A 23,008-nucleotide genomic window follows, 5' to 3' on the forward strand; every position below is an offset into this window, starting at 1 on the left:
GCCGGCTTCGTGTGAAAGACGAGGCAAGCGGCGTCCTCAAAAGAAGGTTGAGATCATCATGTCCAGATCCAGAGAATCATCATCGCCGGGGTTCATCGGCGTCATCACCCTAATCTTTATTGCGCTCACGTCGCTCTATCTGCTGATAGGCGGCGCGTACCTGCTTTCGCTCGGCGGCTCGGCGTACTACGTCATCACCGGCGTCCTGCTGCTCGGCGTGACGTGGCTGCTGTACCGCCGCCGCGCCTCCGCGCTCATGCTCTACGCGCTCGTGCTCGTGGGCACCGCGATCTGGGCGCTGTGGGAGTCGGGTCCCGACTTCTGGGCGCTCGCACCGCGCTCGGGCGTCCTCGTCGTGTTCGGCGTGTGGCTGCTGCTGCTCGTGAGCTGGCGTCTCGAAGCGCCGCGCAAGCTCGGCGTGCAGACGCTCGTCGGCTCGCTCGTGATCTGGGCGGGCGTGCTCGTGTACGCCTGCTTCAACGATCCGCAGACGGTCAACGGCACGCTGAACGCGTCGACCGGCACGCCGGCCGCGCATGTCGACGGCATCGCGCCGTCCGACTGGCCCGCCTATGGCCGCGACCAGCAAGGCACGCGCTACTCGCCGCTGCAGACCATCACGCCTGACAACGTGAAGAACCTGCAGGTGGCCTGGACCTTCCGCACGGGCGACCTGAAAGGCCCGAACGATCCGGTCGAGATCACCAACGAGGTGACGCCGATCAAGATCGGCAACCTGCTCTACCTGTGCTCGCCGCACCAGATCCTGTTCGCGCTCGACGCGCAAAGCGGCCAGCTCAAGTGGAAGTTCGATCCGAAGCTGCAGCCGGACCCGTCGTTCCAGCACGTGACCTGCCGTGGCGTGTCGTACGTCGACCTGTCGGCGAGCGCGCAATCGGACGATTCGGCTGCCACGGCCGCGCCGGCGCAAGCCGCCGCATCGGACGCCGCCGCTTCGAGCGCGACCTCTGCCGCCTCGGGCGCCTCGGCCACCGACGCCGCCGCTCCGGCCAGCGACGCACCGGCCACGCTCGCCGCCGCTCCGGCCGCGAACGCAGCCTGCACGCGCCGCATCTATCTGCCGGTCAACGACGGCCATCTCTACGCACTCGACGCCGAGACCGGCGCGCCGTGCCCGGAGTTCGGCGATAACGGCAAGCTCGATCTGCAGCATGCGATGCCGGTCACGACGCCGGGCATGTACGAGCCGACGTCGCCGCCGATCATCACCAGCAAGGTGATCGTGGTCGCGGGCGCAGTCGAGGACAACTTCTCGAACCGCGAACCGTCGGGCGTGATCCGCGGCTTCGACGTGCGCACGGGCAAGCTCCTGTGGGCCTTCGATCCGGGTGCAGCCGATCCGAACAAGATCCCGGGTCCGGGCGAGCACTACACGTGGAACTCGCCGAACTCGTGGGCGCCGGCCGCCTATGACGCGAAGCTCGACATCGTTTATCTGCCGATGGGCGTGCGCACCCCGGACATCTGGGGCGGCGACCGCACGCCGGAGATGGAGCGCTACGCCAGCGGCCTGCTCGCGCTGCACGCATCGACCGGCAAGCTCGCCTGGTTCTACCAGACCGCGCACCATGACCTCTGGGACATGGACATGCCGTCGCAGCCGACGCTCGCGAACATCACCGACAAGGACGGCAAGACCGTGCCGGTCGTGTACGCGCCGGCCAAGACCGGCAACCTGTTCGTGCTCGACCGCCGCACCGGCGAGACCGTCGTGCCGGCGCCCGAACTGCCGGTGCCGCAAGGCGCCGCGCCGGGCGATCACACGTCGCCGACGCAGCCGTTCTCCGAACTCACGTTCCGTCCGAAGAATCTCCTCACGGACAAGGACATGTGGGGCGCGACGATGTACGACCAGCTGGTCTGCCGCGTGATGTTCCACAAGCTGCGCTATGAAGGCACGTTCACGCCGCCTTCGCTGCAAGGCACGCTCGTGTTCCCGGGCAACCTGGGCATGTTCGAGTGGGGCGGCATTGCACTCGACACGGATCGTCAGATCGCCATCGCCAACCCGATCGCGCTGCCGTTCGTCTCGCGTCTGATCCCGCGTGGTCCGGGCAATCCGCAGGAACCGCAACCGGGCGCGAAGGGCAGCGGTACGGAATCGGGCATCCAGCCGCAGTACGGGATTCCGTTCGGCGTGACGCTCAACCCGTTCCTCTCGCCGTTCGGTCTGCCGTGCAAGCAGCCGGCATGGGGCTACATCTCGGCCGTCGACCTGAAGACCAACGAGATCGTGTGGAAGAAGCGTATCGGCACCGTGCGTGACAGCTCGCCGATCCCGCTGCCGTTCAAGATGGGCATGCCGATGCTCGGCGGCCCGATGGTCACGGCCGGCGGCGTTGCGTTCATCGGCGCGACGGCGGACAACTATCTGCGCGCGTTCGACGTGAACAACGGCAAGCAGCTCTGGGAAGCCCGCCTGCCGGCAGGCGGCCAGGCTACGCCGATGACCTACTCGGTCAACGGCCGCCAGTTCGTGGTGATCGCCGCGGGCGGCCACGGTTCGTTCGGCACCAAGCTGGGTGACTACGTGATCGCTTACGCACTGCCGCAGTAAGGGCAGGGCGATAGCAGAAGGCGCGGCGCGGCCGGCCGGAAACGCTCAGATCGAGCGTGACCGTCCGGGCGCGCCGCGCTTTTTTCATGCGTTTTTCGCAGGTGTTTCACGGGGCCTTCCGTGCGCCCGAAGCGTTTGTGGTATTTGTACCAACCGGTTAATTTACGGATCGCGATGCGATTTCGCTGCGGTAAAATGCGGCGCTTTCGTGGAAGCGCTGGCAGGCTGGCAGGCTGGCTGGCGAGCGCCGATGCCAGTATTCAGTAGTCGAAACGAGTCGTTTGATACGATGAGTCCGCCGGAACAGGCAGCATCTCCCGCCGCGTGAATCGCGCGGCCTGACATGCGGCTTCTCCCGCCATTCCCACCGCGCGCCGCGCAGCCACGCACGCGCCGTTTTTCTGTTTCCCGTATGCATTCAAGCTTCCGTGCGCCGTTCGGCCCGCACCGGTCTGTCTCACGCGCGCGCGTTTGCGAGCGCCGCCTGATGCCGTTCGCGCAGTTCGCTCCGCGCGCGATTTCCGCGTTCTCCGCTTTCACCGTTTGCGCCGCACTGGCCACGCATGCCGGCGACGCCCACGCGCAAAGCTCAGTCACGCTCTACGGCGCAATCGACACCAGCATCGAAATCACCAATCCGGGCGCGGGCTATGTCGCGCGCATGGATTCGGGCGCGTATCGCGGCTCGCGCATCGGCCTGCGCGGCGCGGAAGATATCGGCAATGGCGTGAAGATTCTCTTCGATCTGGAGAACGGTTTCGGTTCCGGCGACGGCACCTACGCGGTCGCCAACACGATCTTCAATCGTCAGGCGTGGATCGGCCTCGGCACGCCGTACGGCACGCTGCGCATGGGCCGCCAGTATTCGCCGATCTACATCCCGTTCAAGGGCGGACTCGACGCGTTCGGCGCGGGCACCATTGCCTCGGGCCTGAACAATCTCTCGAAGATCACGCCGTACGAGAGCAACGCGATCACGTACCTGTCGCCGGAGTACCACGGCTTCTCCACGACGATCATGGCCTCGCTGCGCAGCGCGAGCGACGGGGACGGCAACGGCCTCGCTGGCCACATCGAAACCTTCGCGTACCACGACGGCCCGTTCCGCATTTCATATGCGCATCAGCAGACGCACGGCTCGGGCGCGTTGCGCGCGAACCTCGGCGGCATCTCGTACGTCTACGGACCGGTCACGGGCTTTCTGTCGTTCTTCAACGGCGACGGCGGTACGCCGCGCTATCACAACGACGGCGTCTCGGTGTCCGCGCGCTATGCCGTCAGCGCGCGCTTTCGCGCCTCGCTCGGCTACACTTATATGCGCGACCGCAAAGGTGGCGGCGATAACGCCGACCAGTTCAGCGCCGCCTGCGAGTACGATTTCTCGAAGCGAGTTCTGCTCTACGCGAGCGCGGGCTGGCTGCGCAATCGCGGCGAAGGCGAGATGACGCTGCGCGGCGTGAACGTGACGGGTCTGACGCCATCATGGCCCGGTGCGACCGTGCGCGGCGTGCAGTTCGGCATGATCGACCGCTTCTAGACACCTTATCTTTTCATTTCAACGCGGCGCCAGCAGAGGCGCCCAGGGGAGAGCGTGACGCACAGCATCGTTGGCGGGTCTCCGGTTTCTACTCGCGGTGCGCGCGTCCATGACGGAGCGCGCCGGTGAGATTGCGCGCGCTGCCTGACTTTTCGCCACTGCGCATATTCTTCTTCACGGTCGCGTTAGGCGGTGCGGCAGGCGTGGACTTCGTCGCCTCGTCGATGATGGGTATCGCCGGCACGCACATCCGCGGCGGCGTGCACGCCTCACCCGAAGATTTCCTCTGGAGCATGACCTCCTATGCCGCGATGGCGAGCGTGGCGAATCTCATGCTCGCGCGCATCGCGCGCCACACCAGCTATCGTTCGTTCACAGTAATCGGGCTGATCATCGCGATCGTCGGTTCGCTGCTGTGCGCGCTCAGCGAAACGCCGTTCGAACTCGCGATTGCGCGCGGCGTGCAGGGCCTCGGCGCGGGCGGCCTGTTCGCGGCCTCGCGCATCATCATGCAACTGTTGGCCACGCGTGACGAACGCGGAGCGCTTTACTTCGGCTTCAACATCGGCTCGCAGGGACTCCTCGCGATCACGCCGTGGCTCGCGGCCGAACTCGTTGAAAGCGCCGCATGGCAAATGGTGTTCGCCATCCAGGTGGTGCTCGCGCTCATGGTGCTGGTGCTCGTGCTGCTGACGTATCCGCGTCGCGTGCCGCCCCCGGGCGGCCTCTGGGCACTCGACATCGATCCGATGGACTGGACCGTGGTGATTCTCTTCAGCCTCGGCGCGATGGTGCTCATGCATGGACTCGGCGACCTGCGCTTCTACGAATTCGCGAGTTCCCCCGCCGTTGCGCTCACGCCGCTGCTGGGCTTCGCGCTGATCGGCGCCGCATTCGTGCGGCTGCGCAGCGAGTCGAAGCTCTGGCTCGATCCGCACGCGCTGCTCGGCCGCCGTTTTCTCATCGGCATTCTGTTTTACGCGATTTACTATTTCCTCAACGGCCTCTGGAATTATCTGATTCCGACGCTGTTGCAAAGCGGTTTCGGCTTCGGTTTTCAGGTCACGGGCGCGGCACTCACTTGGGCGTCCACCGTGAGTCTCGGCGCAATGATGTGCTTTTCGCTGGTCGCGCCCAGGATGTTCGGCCGACGCCGCTATATCGCGTTCGGTTACGTGCTCTTCTCGGCCGCGCTGTTGATGCTTTCGCTGCGCACGATGAGCGGCGCATCGATGGCGGCGATCCTGCCCGCGCTCCTTTTGCAGAGCTTGACCGTGCCATTCGTGATGGCGCAGGTCGCGGGCATGACCTTCGTCGATTTCGACGAGGACGATTTCCAGGACGCCTACGCCTTCAAGAACATCGTGCGCCAGATCGCGACCGCGAGCGGCACCGGCGCGGCGAGCCTGTGGCTGCAATATGGCGAGACGGTTGCGCGCACACACCTCATCGAGCGCATCACGCCGTTCGATCTGGGCGGCGTGCCGCCGATGCCCGAGATGATGCGCATGGCCACCGCGCTGCAAACCCAGGCGACGCTCGTGGCCAGCGCGAATCTGCTCTCCTGGCTGGCGGTGTTCTGCGGCTGCGTGGCCGTCATTGCACTGTTGATTCGCTGGCGCACGACTCCTGTCGCCTAGGCGTCGACGCAGATAGTTCGGCATCCGTATTATTTAGAAGCCGCGCGACGCGCGCGCTTTCTCACCGGCCCGGTAGAATCGCGCACGACGAGTTGAGGCGGCGGCCCGATCGCCATCGACGGCGCCTGCACCGGCTCGCCGATCAAACGGATCAGGCTGCTGATCGACAGTTCCGCCACGGCCTCGGTCTGGATCGCGACGGTCGTGAGGGCGGGGCGCACCTGATGCGCCAGCTGGATATCGGTAATGCCGATGACCGATACATCGCCGGGCACTGCCAGCCCCATGCCCACCAGCGCCTGGATCGCGCCGATCGCGAGCAGGTCGTTCGACGCGAAGATCGCGGTAAGTTCGGGGTGCGCCGCCATCAGCGTCAGGCAGGCCGCGTGGCCCGCGTCGATCGAGTCGCGCACCTGCAATTCGGCGGCAGCGCAGGCCACGCCGCCTTCGGCGAGCGCCGCATGAAAACCGTCCGAACGCGCGTCCTGCAAGCCGCCGCAACCGTCGCCGATCAGCATGCCGATCTTGCGGTGCCCGAGTTCGAGCAGATGCTGCGCCGCAAGCCTGCCCGCGCGCGCGAAGTCGACCGCCACGCAGGGCAGCGCGGGCGGTTTTTCCGGGTGCTCCCACATCGCCAGCAGGATCGGGCCGTTGTGCATCGCCGAGATGCACAGCTCGTTCATGGCGATGTCGGTGTTCATCACGAGCACGCCGTCGGCGAAGGTGCCCGCGATCTGGTTGAGGTAGGCGCGGCCGATCTGCGCGTCGTCGTCGGTGTTGCAGACCATCAGGAAATGACCGGCCTTGCGCGCCGCGCGCTCGGCCGCCAGCACGAACTCCGGATAGAACGGGTTGGCGATATTCGAGAGCATCAGCGCGAGCGTGGACGAGCGGCCCTGCGCGAGCGCGCGCGCGTTGAGGTTGGGCCGATAGCCGAGTTCGGCGATCGCCTTGAGCACGCGCTCGGCCGTCTCCGGGCGGACCTTCTCGCGATTGCGCAGCACGTTCGAAACGGTGGCCGCGGTGACGCGGGCGTGCCGCGCGACTTCTGACAAGGTGACCATGGGCTGCCTTTGTTGTCTCGTTTCCCACATTCAGGGACTGCGACTCAAATGTTGCAAGCCGCCGGGGGAATTTGATAATTTTCACCCACACCATGCCGGGAAGGCGATGAGCGCAGGGAATCTCCGCACAGCAATTTAAGCGGTTAAATGCCCGACGCACAAGCCCCCGGCCATATTTATAGCGTAGAATTTAAGCGCTTAAATCCGGAGGAGACAAGATGGCGACGATCCAGTTATCGAACGTCGGCAAGCAATACGGCGACCACGCGCCCGTGATCCGGCGCGTCGATCTCGAGATTGGCCACCACGAATTCTGTGTATTCCTCGGCCCGTCGGGCTGCGGAAAATCCACCTTGCTGCGCATGATCGCGGGCCTCGAAGAGGTAACCGAAGGCGAGCTGCGCATCGGCGGGCGCGTCGTCAACGACGTGCCCGCGGCCCAGCGCGGCGCGGCGATGGTTTTCCAGAGCTACGCGCTGTTCCCGCACATGACGGTGTTCGAGAACATGGCCTTCGGCCTGAAGATCGCCAAGGTGCCGAAGCCCGAAATCGAGCGCCGCGTGCTCGACGCCGCGCGCAGCCTGCAACTCGACACGCTGCTCGACCGCCATCCCAAGGCGCTCTCGGGCGGCCAGCGCCAGCGCGTCGCGATCGGCCGCGCGATCGTGCGCGAGCCCGGCGTGTTTCTGTTCGACGAACCGCTTTCCAATCTCGACGCCGCGCTGCGCAGCCACACCCGCGTGGAAATCGCGCGTCTGCATCAACGTTTCGACAATGCCAGCGTGGTCTACGTCACGCACGATCAGGTCGAGGCGATGACGCTCGCCGACCGCATCGTGCTGCTGCATGCGGGCGCGGACATGGAGAAGTACGGCAGCGTCGCGCAAAGCGGTGCGCCGCTCGATCTCTATCACCATCCGAAGTCGCGCTTCGTGGCGGGCTTCATCGGTTCGCCGCGCATGAATTTCATCGATGGCACGGTCGACGCCGTGAGCGAGCAGGGCGTGCGCGTCGCCTTTGCGGGCGGCAACGACACGCTGCTTGCGAGCGTCGACGGGCGCGGTCTGCAACGCGGCGAGCGTGTGACGCTGGGCGTGCGGCCCGAGCATCTGCGTCTCGATGGCGAAGGTCAATCGATCTCGGGCGCGACCGTGCTCGCCGAGCGTCTGGGCGAGCACAGCTATCTGCACGCCGATCACGCCGCCGGCACGCTGGTGGCGAAGGCGCCTGGCGACACGCCTATCGGCGTGGGCGAGCGGCTGCGCATTCGCGTGCCCGCCGACGCCTGCCATCTGTTCGACGCAGCGGGTCTTGCGCGCAAGCGGCTGGCTGTTGCGCGCACACACGCCGATGCGGGTTCGGCGGCGGCCGCAGCGCTGATCTGATAAAAACGCGCTCGCGCGTAGTCAGCTTTACCCCGCCGCGAGAGCGGGGCGAGTTTCACAGGCAAGCACGCAGGTAAACAAGCAGTGAAGCAGTCAACACGCACGCAGTAACCGCATGCAAGACGAGCAAACAACGCACATCTGGAGACAAAACATGTTCGCACAACGCTTCCGCAGCTTCGGCACGCTCGCGCGCGCCACGGCGGCCGTGACGCTGGTGGCCGCCACGCTCGCGAGCGCCGGCGCCGACGCGGCCACGCTCACCGTCAACGTATCGGCGCGCGGCAATCAGCGCTCGACCTGGCAAGACGCTTTCGACAAGTTCAAGAAGGCCAATCCCGACGTCGACCTCAAGGTGTCGTACGTGACCGAAGAGGCCTACAAGGTGCAGATGAGCGGCTGGCTCGCGACCGATCCGCCCGATGTGGTGTCGTGGCACGACGGCGAGCGCATGGCGTATTACGCGCAGCGCGGCCTGCTCGAAGACCTCTCGTCCGACTGGGCGAAGAACGGCTGGAACGAGCAATACGCTTCGGTGAAGGAAGCGTCGACGTACAAGGGCAAGCAGTACGCCGCGCCGCTCGGCTATGACGCGTACGGCTTCTTCTATCGCAAGGACCTGTTCCAGAAGGCCGGCATCAAGGAAGAACCGAAAACGTGGGACGAATTCCTCGACGCCTGCAAGAAGCTCAAGGCCGTCGGCGTGCAGCCGATCGCCGTCGCCGCGCGCGACAGCTGGACGCTCGCTGCGTGGTTCGACTATCTGGATCTGCGCATCAACGGCAACGCGTTCCATCAGCAATTGATGGCCGGTGAGATTCCCTACACCGACCCGCGCGTGAAGAAGGTCTTCACCGCCTGGAAGACGCTGATCGACAACCACTACTTCATGGACAACGCGCTGTCCTACGACGTCGATTCGATCGCGCCGGTGCTCGTGAACGGCAAGGCCGCGATGATGCTGATGGGCACGTTCTTCTCGGCCAGCTTCCCGGCCAACATGAAGCAGGACGTGGGCTTCTTCCGCTTCCCGATCATCGACGCCAACGTGCCAACCGCCGAAGACGGTCCCGTGAACGTGCTGCTGGTGCCCGCGAAGGCGAAGAACAAGGCCGACGCGCGCCGTCTGCTCGCCTTCATGGAATCGCCGCAAATCAACGCCGATCTCGCGCGCGGCTGGGGCCAGCTGCCGTCGAACAACAAGGCGGCCGAGCCTGAAGATGCGATCTCGAAGGTCGGCTTCCAGACGCTCGCGAACACGAAGGGCGGCATCGCGCAATTCTACGACCGCGACATGCAGAAGGAAATGGCCGACGAAGGCATGAAGGCCATGCAGCAGTTCTATTCCGATCCGACGCAGATCGACGCGCTGCTCGCGCGACTCGAAACCACGCGTCAGCGCATTTACCACAAGTAAATCGCACGTCATTGCATGACGGCCGGCGGCGCGCAGCCGCCGGCCCGCCACGCAAATCTTCATTCGCTTGATTCGTCATCCGTAATAAATAGCGAGGCCTGAACATGTCCGATACCGTAGCGCGCCCCATGGGGGCGGCGCGGCCGCGTCGCGCTTCCACGTCGCGTCGCCAGCAGAATCGCGCCGCGTTGTATTTCCTGTTGCCAGGCGGCGTGCTGTTTACGCTTTGCGTGATCTACCCGATTTTCAGCAGCATCGCGCTCAGTTTCTATAACTGGGACGGCATGACCGAAAAGACGTTCGTGGGCCTCGCGAACTACATCGAGTTATTCCAGACCGACACGTTCTATACGGCGCTCAAGAACAATCTGCTCTGGCTCGTGCTGTTCCAGCTCGCACCGCCCGTCGGTCTGATGTTCGCGCTCTATCTGAATCAGACGGTGCGCGGTATTCGCATCGTGAAGTCGCTGTTTTTCGCGCCGTTCGTGCTCTCGGGCGTGGTGGTGGGCCTCGTGTTCTCGTGGTTCTACGACCCCACGTTCGGCCTGCTGCGCCTGATTCTGGGGCATGGCGTGCCGGTGATCGGCGATCCCAAGCTCGTGACCTACGGCATCATCTTCGCCGCGCTGTGGCCGCAAACGCCGTTCTGCATGGTGCTCTACCTCACGGGCCTTACGTCGATCAATCCGGAAATTGTCGAAGCCGCGCGCATGGAAGGCGCGAAGGGTTTCAAGCTTTTCTGGCACGTGATTCTGCCGCAATTGCGCCCCGTGACGTTCATGGCGATCGTGCTGACCGTGATCGGCGCGCTGCGCAGCTTCGACCTGATCGCGGTGATGAGCGGCGGCGGTCCGTTCGACAGCTCCACCGTGCTCGCCTATTACATGTACGACCAGGCCATCAAGTATTACCGCGAAGGCTATTCGGCTTCGATCGCCGTCGTGCTGTTCGCCATCATGCTGGTCTACATCGTGTTCCATCTGCGCCGCATGCTGCGCGAAGAACACTGAAACAAGGGAGTTGCCTTTATGTATCCGCTTCCCGTCCAACGCTGGAAACCCGCGAATCGCGCGCTCTATAAACTCTCGCTGCCCATCGCGCTCGTGATCTGGCTGCTGCCGATGCTGGCCGTGCTCGTCACCTCGATCCGCTCCACCGAAGAACTCCAGCAAGGCGATTACTGGGGCTGGCCGAAACATTTCGCCTTGTTCGATAACTACGGCGCGGCGCTCACGCAAACGCCCATGCTGCATTACTTCGCCAATAGCGTGCTCATTACCGTGCCTTCGGTGATTGGCGCAATCGTCTTGGCGTCGATGGCGGGCTTCGCGCTTTCGACCTACAAATTTCGCGGCAATACCGCCGTGCTGTTCGCCTTTGTTGCGGGCAATTTCGTGCCGATCCAGATTCTCATGATTCCGGTGCGCGATATGGCGCTGCGCGTGGGCCTCTACAACACCGTGTGGGCGCTGATTATTTTTCACGTCGCGTTTCAAACGGGTTTCTGCACGCTGTTTTTGCGCAATTTCATCAAGCAGTTGCCATTCGAATTGATCGAAGCGGCGCGCGTGGAAGGCGCGAGCGAATGGACCATTTACTGGCGCATCGTCATGCCGCTCGTGCGGCCCGCGCTCGCCGCGCTCGGCATTCTGGTGTTCACCTTCGTGTGGAACGACTACTTCTGGGCGCTCTGTCTCACCCAGGGCGACGACGCCGCGCCGATCACCGTGGGCGTGGCCGCGCTGAAAGGGCAGTGGACCACGGCGTGGAATCTCGTGGCGGCCGGCTCGGTGCTCGCGGCGCTGCCTTCCGTGCTGATGTTCTTCGCCATGCAAAAGCATTTTGTCGCGGGTCTCACCTTCGGCGCCAGCAAGGGCTAAACGAATCCTCGCTGGTGTCGAAGGTGCTTTTTCCGCTGTTCAACGTTTAACCGTACCGGGTTTTTCACTCATGCAAATCGGAGTCTGCTACTACCCCGAACAATGGCCGCGCACGATGTGGGCCGACGACGCGCGGCGCATGGCCGAACTCGGCATTTCGCACGTGCGTATCGCCGAATTCGCGTGGAGCCGCATGGAGCCGCGCAAGGGCGTGTTCGACTGGACGTGGCTCGATGAAGCGATCGAAACGCTCGCGGCGCGCGGCCTGAAACTCGTGCTCGGCACGCCCACGGCGTCGCCGCCGAAATGGCTTGTCGAATCGATTCCCGACATGCTGCCGGTGCGCGCGGACGGCACGCGCTGGAATTACGGTTCGCGACGCCATTACGACATCGCCAGCGTCGCGTATCGCAGGGAATGCGAACGCATTACCGAAGCGATGGCGCAGCGCTATGGCCAGCATCCGGCCGTGGTCGCGTGGCAGACCGATAACGAACTCGGTTGCCACGACACGGTGCCGAGCTATTCGGCCGCCGCGCAGCAGCGTTTTCAGGCGTGGCTCGCGCAACGCTACGGCAGCATCGAGGCGCTCAACGAAGCGTGGGGCAATGTGTTCTGGAGCATGGAGTACCCGTCGTTCGAGACGGTCGGTCTGCCCGTGCTCACGCCTACGGACGCCAATCCCTCGCATCTGCTGGACTTCCGCCGCTACATGTCCGACGAAGTGGCGAGCTTCCATCGCGAGCAAGCCGAGGTGCTGCGCCGTCACGCGCCGGATGCGGACGTGCTGCACAACTTCATGGGCTTTTTCACGACCTTTGATCACTACGAATTCGCGGCGAACAACGCCATCGACGTGGCGACGTGGGACAGCTACCCGATCGCGCGCACCGAAGTGATCGGCGTGCCGGAAGCGGACAAGGCGCGTTATGCACGCACCGCGCATCCCGATGTGTCGGCGTTCGATCACGACCGTTATCGCGCGATTGGCGCGGGCCGTTTCTGGGTTATGGAGCAGCAGGCCGGTCCGGTGAACTGGGCGCCGTGGAATCCGGTGCCCGCGAAGGGCATGGTGCGCCTGTGGGCCTATGAGGCCTTCGCGCACGGCGCGGAACTCGTGTCGTATTTCCGCTGGCGTCAGTGCCCGTATGCGCAGGAACAGATGCATTCGGGCCTCAATCTGCCGAATAACGAACTCTCGCCGGGCGGCGAGGAAGTGGCGCAGGCCGCGCGCGAAATCGCGCTGAGCGAGACCTTGCGCACGCTCGGCGCGCCCGCACCTGCCGCCGTCGCGCTCGTGTTCGACTACGAGACGCAATGGATGTTCGAGATTCAACGCCACGGCGTGGGTTTCGATTATCAGACGCTCGCGTTCGACTATTACAGTGCGCTGCGCGAGCAAGGCCTCGACGTCGATATCGTCTCGCGTCACGCGGATCTCTCTGCGTACCGCCTCGTCGTGGTGCCGTCGCTGGCCGTGCTCGACGACGCGTTTATCGCCAAGGTCGAACAGAGCGACGCGCGCTGGCTGTTTGGCCCGCGTACCGGCTCGAAAACCACGCACTTCGCGATTCCCGGCAATCTGCCGCCGGGGCCGCTGCAACGCGTGCTGCCGCTGCAGGTGCTCGAAGCGGAATCGCTGCGGCCCACGCTCGCGCCCGCGCTGTCGCTCGGCGACGTAAGCGGCGCAGCTTTGCACTGGCGCGAACACGTGCGTGCGAACGAAGGCGCGCAGGTCGACGCCACGTTCGAGGATGGCTGGCCCGCGCTGCTGTCGAGCGGCCGCGTGCAATACGCCACGGCGTGGCTCACGCACGATCTGCATCGCGCGCTGCTCGGTGCGGCGGCACGCGCGGCCGGGCTCGATACGCAGACGCTGCCCGAAGGCGTGCGTCTCGCGCGTCGCGGCGGCTTGAGCTTCGCGTTCAACTTCGGCGAAGCGCGCGTGCGTGCGCCTGCGCCCGAAGGCGCGCAGTTCGTGCTCGGCGCTCCGGAACTCGCGCGCGGCGATGTCTGCGCGTGGCGCGATCCGCGCTGAGTCGAGGCGAATAACCGGGCCGAGTTGAACTGACCCGGCACGCCGGACGTAACGAACGCATCGTGCACATCGTATGCATGAATGATGCCGTTACGTCCGGACCATCAGGCGGACCGTCGCAGCGTTCGCATGGCCCGCCGCATACCAAGGAGGAGCACAGATGAATCGAAGAGACATGCTGTCCTGGCTGGCCTGCACGGCGCTCGCGTCGGGCGCCTCGCTTCCGGGCCTCGCGCGGGCAGGCGAAACGGAAAGCACGACGCGTGGAGCACACGGCGAGCGCCTCGCGATGGGCGCCGACGTATCGACGCTGCTCGAACTCGAAGCGAACGGCGCGCGCTTCTACGATCACGGCAAAGCCGACGACTGCCTGCGCATCTTCAAGCGTCATGGCCTGGACGCCATACGTATCAAAGTCTGGAATGATCCTGGGAATCCTGATTATTTTCCGGCGAATCAAAGTCCTTTGGCAGGCTACAACAACGCGAAGCACGTGCGCGTGCTCGCCCGCCGCGCCGCCGAACTCGGGCTGCGCGTGCTGATCGACTTCCATTACAGCGACTGGTGGGCCGATCCGGGCAAGCAGTATCCTCCTCACGCATGGGCCGGCAAGGATCTCGCGCAGACCTGCGATCTGCTCGGCGAATACACCACGAGCGTGCTGCGCATGCTACGCGAAGAAGGCGTGCGACCCGAATGGGTGCAGACGGGCAACGAGATCACGGGCGGCATGCTCTGGCCGCTCGGCAAGTACGATCAATGGGACAACCTCGCGACGCTGCTGAAGACCGCGCACGACGCGGTGAAGTCCGTCGATCCGAATATCAAGCACATGCTGCATATCGACAGCGGCGGCGATAACGCCAAGAGCCGCTGGTGGTTCGACAGCGCCGTGCAGCGCGGTGTGAATTTCGACCTGATCGGGCTTTCGTATTATCCGCAATGGCAAGGCTCGCTCGACGACCTGCAGAACAACGCCAACGATCTTTCCGCGCGCTATGGCAAGGACATCATCGTGGTGGAAACGGCGTACCCGTGGACCACGAGCGACGGCGACGCGGAGCCCAACGCAATGACGAATACCGGCACCGCGACGTTCCCGCCTTCTCCGCAAGGCCAGTCGCAATTCTTCGCGGCGCTGACGAACGTGGTGAAAAGTATTCCGGACGGGCGCGGCAAGGGCATCTTCTGGTGGGAGCCCGAGTGGATTCCCACGCCTGATGTCGGCTGGAAAGTGGGCGGCGGCGATCAGTGGGACAACAACACGTTGTTCGACTTTCACGGTCACGCGCTTTCGTCGATCGACGTGTTCAAGACGCGCTAGCGTAGCGTGGCGCGGCGGCCGCGAAAACGGCGCCGCGCCGGCCTTGTCGGGCTTCACCTTCGCCTCGCCGATGAGGCATTCGTCTCATCAATCGCGGCAGCTCGACGCCGATTCACCTGCTCCAATGCGACGTATTGTCGCCTGCCGCGGTCTCGATCCCGCGCCTGGGCGACATGGCGTCCATTCGGCCTGATTCCCGCGTCGTGGCGCTCGCGCCGTCGGTGGCATACTGCGCCCGCGCGCCGCCGCTTCGCTTGCGTCCGTTTCCCCACGCGCCTGTCCGCGCCTACCTAAAGGATTCTTCATTCTCGCCCATTTCGCCTTTGCGATACTGGCTGAAAAGGCGGGCTGTAAAACACGAGCGCAAAACGGGGGGATCGGCGTCCCCCATCTATCAGGCTGGAACCAGGTTGGAGCATGAGCAAAATTCTCACGATTGAAGACGATCCCATCGTTGGCAGGGACATCACGGAAGAACTCACCAACGCGGGTTTCGAGGTCGAGTGGGCGCGTACGGGCGCGGAAGGCATTGCACGCGCGCTCAGCCCGGAGTTCGACGCCATTACGCTCGATCGCGTGCTGCCCGGCATCGACGGTCTCACGATCGTGAAGACCATACGCAGCGTCGGCATCGAAACGCCGGTGCTGATGATCAGCGCTCTCAGCGACGTGGACGAGCGCGTCACCGGCCTGCTGGCAGGCGGCGACGATTACATCGCCAAGCCGTTTTCGGCCACGGAAATGCGCGCCCGCATTCAGGTGCTGTTGCGTCGAAGGGGACGTCTGCAGCAACAGGTGATCACGACACTGAAAGTCGAAGACCTCGAAATCGACCTGATCGCGCGTTCCGTGACACGCGCGGATATCGAAGTCAATCTGCCGCCCGTCGAATTCCGTTTGCTCGAATATCTCGCGCGCAATTCCGGACAGGTGGTGACGCGGACCATGATTTTTCAGTCGGTGTGGGACATGCACTTCGATCCGGGCACGAATCTGATTGAAGTCTATATCGGCAATCTGCGCAAGAAAATCGACCGGGCTGGCCTCAAGCCGCTGATCAAGACGATCCGCGGATCGGGATATATGCTTGGATGAGCCGTATGAAGATGAGCCTATGGCGCAGCGCGATTTTCCGGCTGCTGTTGATTTACGGTTTCGTGTTTGCAGGCTCGATGTCCGGCGTCGTGTATATGAATTACTGGAATTCCGCTTCTTATACGGCGACGCAGGCGGATTACAACATTGCCTGGCAGTTCGCGTATTTCTCGGCGCTGCCAGTCGACAAGGTGCCGATGCAGATCGCGGCGCATATTCGCAGCGAAGTGCGCCGACCGGTCAATTTCTACGGGCTGTTCAGCGACAACCATCGGCATATCGCCGGCGACATTCTCGCTTTTCCCTCCAGGGTGCAGCCGGACGGCGAGGGCGTCTGGAGCAAACCCCTACTCGCCGAGCAGGCCACCGCGCTACCCGATTACATGCGCACGAAGGCGATGAAACTGGAGAACGGCGACATCCTGGTCGTCTCGCGCGACGTCGACGAAATGTCCCGTTTGCGCGCCTATATGCTGGGCGGACTCGCATGGAGCGCGGCTATTGTCGTGCTCGGCGGACTGGCGATTGGCATTCTCGTGTCGACTTCGCAATTGCGTCGTGTCAGCGACGTACGCCGCGTCGTGCAACAGATCACGCGCGGCGACTTCGAGGCGCGTCTGCCCGAAGCGGGGCGCGACGAGATTGCATGGCTCTCGACCATGGTGAATCACATGCTCGACGAAGTGTCGCGGCTCATGCATGAAGTGAAAGGCGCAAGCGACGGCATCGCACACGATTTGCGCACGCCCGTCATTCACATTCGCTCGCTGCTGGCGCGTATTCAGGGCAATGAATTGTCTTCGTCGCACGCGCAATTGCTGGAACAGGCGCGCGAAGAAACCGAAGACGTGCTGCAGCGTTTTGCAGCGATCATGCGGATCTCCGAAATCGAATCGATGAAACGCAAAAAAGGTTTCAGCGATGTCGAAATCGAGGCGTTGTGCCGTAAAGCCGCCGATCTTTATCAGCCGGTCGCGGCTGCGAACGGTCTGAATTTTTTGGTGGATCTGCGCTCGCGCGCCACCATCCGCGCCGATTATCCGCTGATGTTCGAGGTGCTCGTCAATCTGCTCGACAATGCGATCAAATTCACGCCGGAAGGCGGCACGGTATTGCTGAGTGTGGTGGACGGCAGCGATGGCCCGACCATTGTGGTCTCCGATTCCGGTCCCGGCATTCCCGATACCGAACGCACAGCGGTCTTTCAACGCTTTTATCGCAGCGACCTCACCAGCGTCGTGCCGGGCTCGGGGCTGGGCCTTTCGGTGGTGCAGGCCGTGGTTCGCTTGCACGATTTCGGCCTGACGCTTACGGATGCGCATCCGGGTCTCTGCGTCCGGCTCGATTGCTGGACGCAATTCAAGCGTGACTGAATGGACGACGGAGGAGAGAAGGTATGCGCATCCTTTGCATCGGCGTCGAGCGACGGCGGCGCTATCTCGCCAGGGCGCTGGAAGAATCGAATCACAGCGTCGTCGAACTCGACCGCCCCGATGACGCTGCCTGGCTCGCCGGCACCGACTATCTCGACGCGATTATCGCGCTGACGAACGGCGAGGCGGAGCACGTCGCCCGCACGCTTGCGGCGCGACCGAAGCATACGGTGCTGGTGATCGTCGAATCGCAGGCCACGACGGAAACGCGCGTCAAACTGCTGGATTCCGGCGTGGATATCTGTTTCGACGAGCCCTGCGACTATGTCGAGTTGCACGCTCGCCTTCAGGCCATCACGCGCCCCGGCAGCCACACGATACAAACCGCGACCAATACAACGACGTCAGACAGTGCATCGCAACCCTTGCTCTCGCGCGCCACGCGCAGCCTGATTTGCAGCGATGGCAATGCGCTGCTGCTCCGTCGTCGCGAATATCTGCTGATGGATCGCTTGCTGCGCAATCCTGGTGAACCGGTTCGTCATGCCGAACTGGTCGATTATGTATTCGGCGAACTCGAAGTAGACCCGACATCGCTACACCGACTGGTGTCCCGATTGCGCGGCCGCTTTTCTAAATCCGGCGCGCCAGTGAGGCTCGTGGTGATTCCACGTCTTGGTTATCGGGCCGACGTGGACGTGAATGCGCGACGCCTAAATTATCTTTAACTTTTTGGGGGACTACCTGGCAGGGGGCGTCAGCTAGTCTAATGGTTCGAGTTCAGCGCACTGCGCAACCTATAAAAAAGTCGATCATGAACCTCAAATCAAGCTTGCCTCATCTCGCGATGGCCCTCGTTGTACTCACGTCGAGCTTCGCCGCTTCCGCCGCGACGCATCTTTCGCATCAACAATGCCTGTCGTATCCGTTCAAGAAAACGGTCGGAGGCGTCACGCACGCCGATCTGATGAAAGAACTCGGCGAACTCGAAGCACGCGGCTATCAACCCGGCTCGGACAACGGCGTGTTTCCCGCCGATCTGAATTCGGCGGAGCAAAAGCTCGCCGTCGATTATCGGCATGACTGCATGGCGGCGCATCCGTAACAAAATGCTCACACGCAGCGGATCGATACGCGCGATTCTTCTCGCTCGTTTTAACGATTCCGAAAACGCTTCCTAAAGAAAGCTTCATCTTTTGCGGCGCTGTTTCCGCGGCATGCTTGCTACGATACCGCTCGTTTTCTCGCGTGCGGCGTGGCGGAAACAGCGCAGCATGTCATGAATTCCCTCATACTCTGCGACGCGAACCGGATACCGGACCGCTCTCGCGCACGCATGGCCACGTTCATGAACGACGCGGCGCAAACGCGATTCGGCCTCGGTTCATTTCTTCCTGACCTTCGTCTTTCTTCGCCTTGCCAGCCCGTCGCGCGCCGCGAGGTCCACGCCCGAGTACACCCGAATACATGACAAGGAGTTTGAAACGATGAAGATGCGCAAGACGGTGATTTCGCTTTCGATGTTGCTGGCGACCCAGGGGCTCGCAATGGTCACGACCGCGTCGGCGGCGACCAGCGCCCCGGCGGCGGCAGTCACACAACGGCATGCCGAGCCGATCACCATCCGCAACGTCGTGATCGGCCAGGGTGCACCGAAGATCATCGTTCCGACCACGGGTTCGACGGCCGACGACGTGCTGGCTCAGGCGCGCGCGATTGGCAGCAACCCCGATGTCGATATCATCGAGTATCGCGTCGACTATCTGGACTTCGATACCGACGCCACACGCGTCGCCGGACTGGGCAAGCAGGTCGCGGCCGTGGCGAACGGCAAGCCGCTCATTCTCACGTTCCGCACCAAGGCCGAAGGCGGTGCGAAGGCAATCAGCGACAAACAATACGGCGATCTGTATCTCGCCTTGATCAAGGCGCATTTCATCGATATTCTCGACGTTGAAATGTTCCGCGATCCGGGCGTCGTGCGCGAAGTCGTGGCGGCGGCGCACGCGGCCGGTATCAAGGTCGTGATGTCGAGTCACGACTTCAAGAAAACCCCGTCGACAGACGAAATCATTTCGCGGCTGCGCAAGCAGGACAAGATGGGCGCGGACATTCTCAAGATCGCCGTCATGCCGCATAACGCCGCTGACGTGCTGAAACTGCTCGACGCCACCGAACAGATTCGCGATCACTATTCCCGCAAGCCGCTGCTGACCATGTCGATGGGCGGTCTTGGTGCGGTCTCGCGTTTCTCGGGCGAAGTGTTCGGCTCGGATCTGACCTTCGGCATGATCGGCCAGGCGTCAGCGCCGGGCCAGGTCGATGCAAAATCGCTGCGCCAGGTGCTCAATACCATCGATACGGCTGCGAGCGGCAAGTAATCCGCACGACGATCGCCGAGCAAGCTACGTAACGCATGCCGTCACAAGACGGCTGCGCTGGCTGCTCACCCTGAAACGCGCGCACCGCGCTATTGTGCGGTGCGCGCGGTTTCTATTCAGGTTTCGGTATTCGTCTGGAGAATCTTCCGGACAAATGCCGTATCAAAGCAGCATTCATTCATAGAACAGAGAATCGCATTGTTAACTACGGACTCCGTATCATTGTTCTGTGCGCATCACCCCATCGAATGAAACAGAAGAATTCCTTTTTGGGCGCATCGGCCAGCGCTTTGCTCGCCGTTGCCGCCGTGGCATCACCGTCCGCGCACGCGCAAAGCAGCCTCACGTTCTACGGCGTGGCCGACGACGCCATCAGCTATGTCAACAATCAGCACGGTCACGCGAATCTCTATCTTCGCCAGGGCAATCTGTACGCTTCGAAATTCGGCCTGAAAGGCGATGAGATGCTCGGCGGCGGCACGCACGCTATTTTCGTGCTGGAATCGGGCTTCGATTTGAATGAAGGCGAAGCGGCTTCGAGCGGTTCGATATTCAATCGACAAGCCTACGTGGGCCTTTCCAACGACCGTTACGGCACCGGCACGCTCGGTCGTCAATACACGCCTTATTTCCTGTTCGTCGGGCCGCTTTCGTCGGGCCGCTTTCGTCGGTCGGTTCGCTGACCGGCGCGGCGGGCGCGCATCCCGGCGACCTCGATGGCATGGACACGACCGTGCGCGCGAGCAACGCGGCCCTGTACGTGTCGCCGCAATGGCATGGCTTGCAGGCAGCGGGTATGTATGCGTTGGGTGGCGTGGCGGGGAGCATCGGCAGCGGCCAGACGATGAGCGTCGCGCTGCGCTATGCGCACGGACCGCTCGCGCTCGCCGCCGGTTATCTGCGCATGGATAACGCGCTCACCAGCACGGCAAACACGGAAGGCAGCACGAGCGCCGCATTCAATTCGACATCGACCGGCTCGTTCGGCGTCTCCGAGGTGAATCAGGGCTACGTCACGGCGCGATCGATGCGCGATGTCGCAATGGCAGGCAGCTACACCTTCGGCCCGACGCGCGTGGGATTGATGTATTCCAACGTGCGCTATTTGCCCGGCGCGCGTTCGCTTTTCGCGGACACGGCTTCGTTCAATACGTACGGTGCATTTGCGCGCTGGCAAGTCGAGGCGGACGTCAATCTGGCGGCGGGCGTCTCGTACACGATGGCCTCGAAAGGTAATGGTGTCGCGCATGCCGCGCGCTATGCGCAGCTTTCGTTGAAGCAGGGTTATCGGCTTTCCAAGCGCACCGAACTCTACGCGCTCGAAGCGTGGCAGCACGCGAGCGGCCAGACGCTGGACAGCACGGGGCAAGTGGTGAACGCCGCCCCGGCCGTCGGCGATTCGCAAAACCTCACGGGATCATCGACACCTACGCAGATCGTCGCCATGCTTGGCATCGATATGTCGTTCTGATCGCCGATGCAATATGTGGCGAGGCCCGCATGCGTGAAGCCTCGCCCTATTTTTAATTGAAGCGATACGTCAATGCGATCTGCGCAACCGGATACCAGTGATAGCGCGTGATCTTGTCGCTGAACTTCTGTTCTTCGTTGGCGATATCCTGCTGCGAGACATACGGATCGTAAATCGACGGCACGTCGTACGACACACGCGGACGGCCATACGCTACGCCCAGGTCGAACGAGAAGCCCAGACCGAGTGCCGGCTTCTTGTGACCATAACCAATGCCGATATACGGCATCACGTGCGGCAGCGTTGCTTTCGCGGTTGGCGAAGGACCGAGCGCCGGCACTGTCTGGCCGCCGATCTGATAGTTACCTTGCGCGTTCGGCGAAAGCGTTGCCGAAAGCGAGTCCGCGTTGAAGAGGGCGCCCGCGGTCAACCGGAACGCGCTCGACGCGAACGGATACAGATCGAGATAGGTGCCGCCTTGTGCGAGCGTGAGGTGCCCGTCGTAGCGGTTATCGTCGACTGTCACGGTGTGACTCAGGCCGAATCCCGCTGCTTCTGCGTGCATGCCGAAATGCGGGCCCAGATTGATCGCGCCGCCGAGACCTGCGCCGAGCGTGCCCCCCGTCACATACACTTCCTGCGCCTGCACGGCCGCCGCTCCCAAAATCGCCGCGCCCATTACTGTCGCGCGCAGCGCCCAACCCATATTTACCGAAGTCACTGCCTTTCTCCCTGAAACCGGGAAACGCTCGCTATGGGTTCCCCGACGGCTTCGACTTTACGGTTCATCCGCACTATTCAATTGCACGAGATGCGGGCATTTGGCATCGCAAATCAAAATGCATTCGCAGACATTCGATTCCTCGCCATGGCCCCGATTTTCGCGTTCTAATACAGGCGGTAAAAGCGGTAAATATTTCGTTGATCAGACGATTTTAACGGGGCAGGATTTTCACACACGCTTCAATTGAACGGGGTGCACAACCGCTCGATCGGCGCGATCACCAGCACGCACGTGGAGAATGCAATGAGTGCCAGAAACAGCACGGAGCAGGAGGCGGCGCACCACGCAATAAAGCGCTGGGAGTCGTGCTTGTCCGGCGAAAGCGACACGGTCCGGCGCCACGCGCGACCGGCCGCGATTGCCAGCGCAAGCGCGATCACGAACGCACAGGCTGACGCCACACCCACAATGCCCTCGACGTGAGGCCAGGGCATGTCGGCGTGGCGCTGGATGCCGTCGCCGCATGCTGCGGAGACGAGCGTGACCGCCAGCGCAAGTTGAAGCACCCAGAGCAGCGGCGCACCGACCAGCCCGAGCCAGATGGCCACGCGCAGCGGGCGAAGGGACGCGGAAGCCGGGGCCGGCCCCGGCGCGGACGAATGTCGATTCATCGCAGAGAGAGAAGGGTGGGCGGGGTGGCGCACATGCGCCGCTGTACTTCAGCCCGCAGAACCCATGCCCGCCAGCGTCGCGTTAGCGCGACACCCACCTTGAACGTTAAGCGCGACCGTCCGGTCGGTAACACGGTGGAACGCGTTTCCACCGCGGTTTGCACACGTGTGTAACGCTGGCGCGCCCGCGGCGCGCCACGCTGCGACCGGCTTCGCCGCCGGATCTGACCACATGACATAGCCATAACGTTAGCGCTAGCGCAACTCCCGAGTGGAAACAACGTTAGAACTGGGGCGCATTTTCCCTGGCGCTTGAGGCCGCCGCGAGCGCGCGGGGCGTTTTTATAATCGGCTCCCGAAGTGCAAGGGGCCTGAGCCTCGCGCATTTCGGGTCGCTGCGCCGGCAAGCCCCACGAAGCCGGGACGTGGT

Annotated in this window: 19 protein-coding genes; 16 read left to right on the plus strand and 3 right to left on the minus strand. The window is 63.2% G+C overall.

Features of this window, described 5'->3' with window-relative positions:
• Nucleotides 1-58: 58 nt before the first annotated feature.
• From SB764_RS00255 to SB764_RS00265, 3 genes are all read left to right on the plus strand, one after another.
• Entirely contained in the window at nt 59-2,578 is a 2,520-nt protein-coding gene (locus SB764_RS00255; RefSeq protein ID WP_410862198.1) for a glucose/quinate/shikimate family membrane-bound PQQ-dependent dehydrogenase, read from the plus strand.
• Between the two features lie 487 nt (nt 2,579-3,065).
• Nucleotides 3,066-4,115 carry a porin gene (locus tag SB764_RS00260; protein ID WP_110328948.1) on the plus strand — a complete coding sequence of 350 codons (1,050 nt, stop codon included), beginning with the start codon at nt 3,066-3,068 and terminating at the stop codon, nt 4,113-4,115.
• A 203-nt stretch (nt 4,116-4,318) separates the two neighbouring features.
• Nucleotides 4,319-5,755 carry an MFS transporter gene (locus tag SB764_RS00265; RefSeq protein ID WP_410862200.1) on the plus strand — a complete coding sequence of 479 codons (1,437 nt, stop codon included), beginning with the start codon at nt 4,319-4,321 and terminating at the stop codon, nt 5,753-5,755.
• Between the two features lie 29 nt (nt 5,756-5,784).
• On the opposite strand, the gene SB764_RS00270 is transcribed toward SB764_RS00265, so the two are convergent.
• Nucleotides 5,785-6,819, minus strand: coding sequence for a LacI family DNA-binding transcriptional regulator (locus SB764_RS00270; protein WP_065059218.1), 1,035 nt, complete (start codon nt 6,817-6,819; stop codon nt 5,785-5,787).
• 218 nt (nt 6,820-7,037) lie between these two features.
• On the opposite strand from SB764_RS00270, the gene SB764_RS00275 reads away from it, so the two are divergent.
• From SB764_RS00275 to SB764_RS00335, 13 genes are all read left to right on the plus strand, one after another.
• Nucleotides 7,038-8,204, plus strand: a complete 1,167-nt coding sequence (locus SB764_RS00275) for an ABC transporter ATP-binding protein (RefSeq protein ID WP_124261660.1) — start codon at nt 7,038-7,040, stop codon at nt 8,202-8,204.
• A gap of 154 nt (nt 8,205-8,358) precedes the next feature.
• The gene (locus SB764_RS00280) at nt 8,359-9,621 is read left to right on the plus strand and encodes an ABC transporter substrate-binding protein (RefSeq protein ID WP_065059220.1); all 1,263 of its coding nucleotides are present in this window, start codon (nt 8,359-8,361) and stop codon (nt 9,619-9,621) included.
• Nucleotides 9,622-9,725: 104 nt separating this feature from the next.
• Nucleotides 9,726-10,631, plus strand: a complete 906-nt coding sequence (locus SB764_RS00285) for a carbohydrate ABC transporter permease (RefSeq protein ID WP_065059221.1) — start codon at nt 9,726-9,728, stop codon at nt 10,629-10,631.
• Between the two features lie 18 nt (nt 10,632-10,649).
• Nucleotides 10,650-11,501: a carbohydrate ABC transporter permease gene (locus SB764_RS00290; RefSeq protein WP_065059222.1), complete on the plus strand. Its 852-nt coding sequence runs from the start codon at nt 10,650-10,652 to the stop codon at nt 11,499-11,501.
• Nucleotides 11,502-11,571: 70 nt separating this feature from the next.
• The gene (locus SB764_RS00295; protein WP_410862203.1) at nt 11,572-13,539 is read left to right on the plus strand and encodes a beta-galactosidase; all 1,968 of its coding nucleotides are present in this window, start codon (nt 11,572-11,574) and stop codon (nt 13,537-13,539) included.
• 160 nt (nt 13,540-13,699) lie between these two features.
• Nucleotides 13,700-14,863, plus strand: coding sequence for an arabinogalactan endo-beta-1,4-galactanase (locus SB764_RS00300; RefSeq protein WP_183708180.1), 1,164 nt, complete (start codon nt 13,700-13,702; stop codon nt 14,861-14,863).
• Nucleotides 14,864-15,280: 417 nt separating this feature from the next.
• A complete protein-coding gene (locus SB764_RS00305) occupies nt 15,281-15,958 on the plus strand; it encodes a response regulator transcription factor (RefSeq protein WP_065059225.1) in 678 nt (225 codons plus the stop codon).
• A gap of 5 nt (nt 15,959-15,963) precedes the next feature.
• Nucleotides 15,964-17,331 (plus strand): sensor histidine kinase, encoded by a 1,368-nt coding sequence (locus tag SB764_RS00310; RefSeq protein WP_161495560.1) that lies wholly within the window; start codon nt 15,964-15,966, stop codon nt 17,329-17,331.
• Nucleotides 17,332-17,354: 23 nt separating this feature from the next.
• The gene (locus SB764_RS00315; protein WP_410862205.1) at nt 17,355-18,059 is read left to right on the plus strand and encodes a winged helix-turn-helix domain-containing protein; all 705 of its coding nucleotides are present in this window, start codon (nt 17,355-17,357) and stop codon (nt 18,057-18,059) included.
• 86 nt (nt 18,060-18,145) lie between these two features.
• Nucleotides 18,146-18,436 carry a DUF4148 domain-containing protein gene (locus SB764_RS00320; protein ID WP_321866385.1) on the plus strand — a complete coding sequence of 97 codons (291 nt, stop codon included), beginning with the start codon at nt 18,146-18,148 and terminating at the stop codon, nt 18,434-18,436.
• 382 nt (nt 18,437-18,818) lie between these two features.
• A complete protein-coding gene (aroD, locus tag SB764_RS00325; RefSeq protein ID WP_183040226.1) occupies nt 18,819-19,712 on the plus strand; it encodes a type I 3-dehydroquinate dehydratase in 894 nt (297 codons plus the stop codon).
• Between the two features lie 308 nt (nt 19,713-20,020).
• Nucleotides 20,021-20,395, plus strand: coding sequence for a porin (locus tag SB764_RS00330; protein WP_410862208.1), 375 nt, complete (start codon nt 20,021-20,023; stop codon nt 20,393-20,395).
• Nucleotides 20,396-20,433: 38 nt separating this feature from the next.
• Nucleotides 20,434-21,183 (plus strand): porin, encoded by a 750-nt coding sequence (locus SB764_RS00335; RefSeq protein WP_410862210.1) that lies wholly within the window; start codon nt 20,434-20,436, stop codon nt 21,181-21,183.
• A gap of 52 nt (nt 21,184-21,235) precedes the next feature.
• Here the strand turns inward: SB764_RS00335 and SB764_RS00340 are convergent, their stop codons facing one another.
• Together SB764_RS00340 and SB764_RS00345 are read right to left on the minus strand one after the other, a co-directional pair.
• Complete coding sequence (locus SB764_RS00340) at nt 21,236-21,904, minus strand: hypothetical protein (protein ID WP_231957503.1); 669 nt, start codon at nt 21,902-21,904, stop codon at nt 21,236-21,238.
• A gap of 242 nt (nt 21,905-22,146) precedes the next feature.
• The gene (locus tag SB764_RS00345; RefSeq protein ID WP_110328957.1) at nt 22,147-22,515 is read right to left on the minus strand and encodes a hypothetical protein; all 369 of its coding nucleotides are present in this window, start codon (nt 22,513-22,515) and stop codon (nt 22,147-22,149) included.
• Nucleotides 22,516-23,008 lie beyond the last annotated feature (493 nt).

The sequence above is a fragment of the Paraburkholderia sp. SIMBA_027 genome (genome assembly GCF_046535315.1).
Lineage (GTDB): Bacteria > Pseudomonadota > Gammaproteobacteria > Burkholderiales > Burkholderiaceae > Paraburkholderia > Paraburkholderia tropica.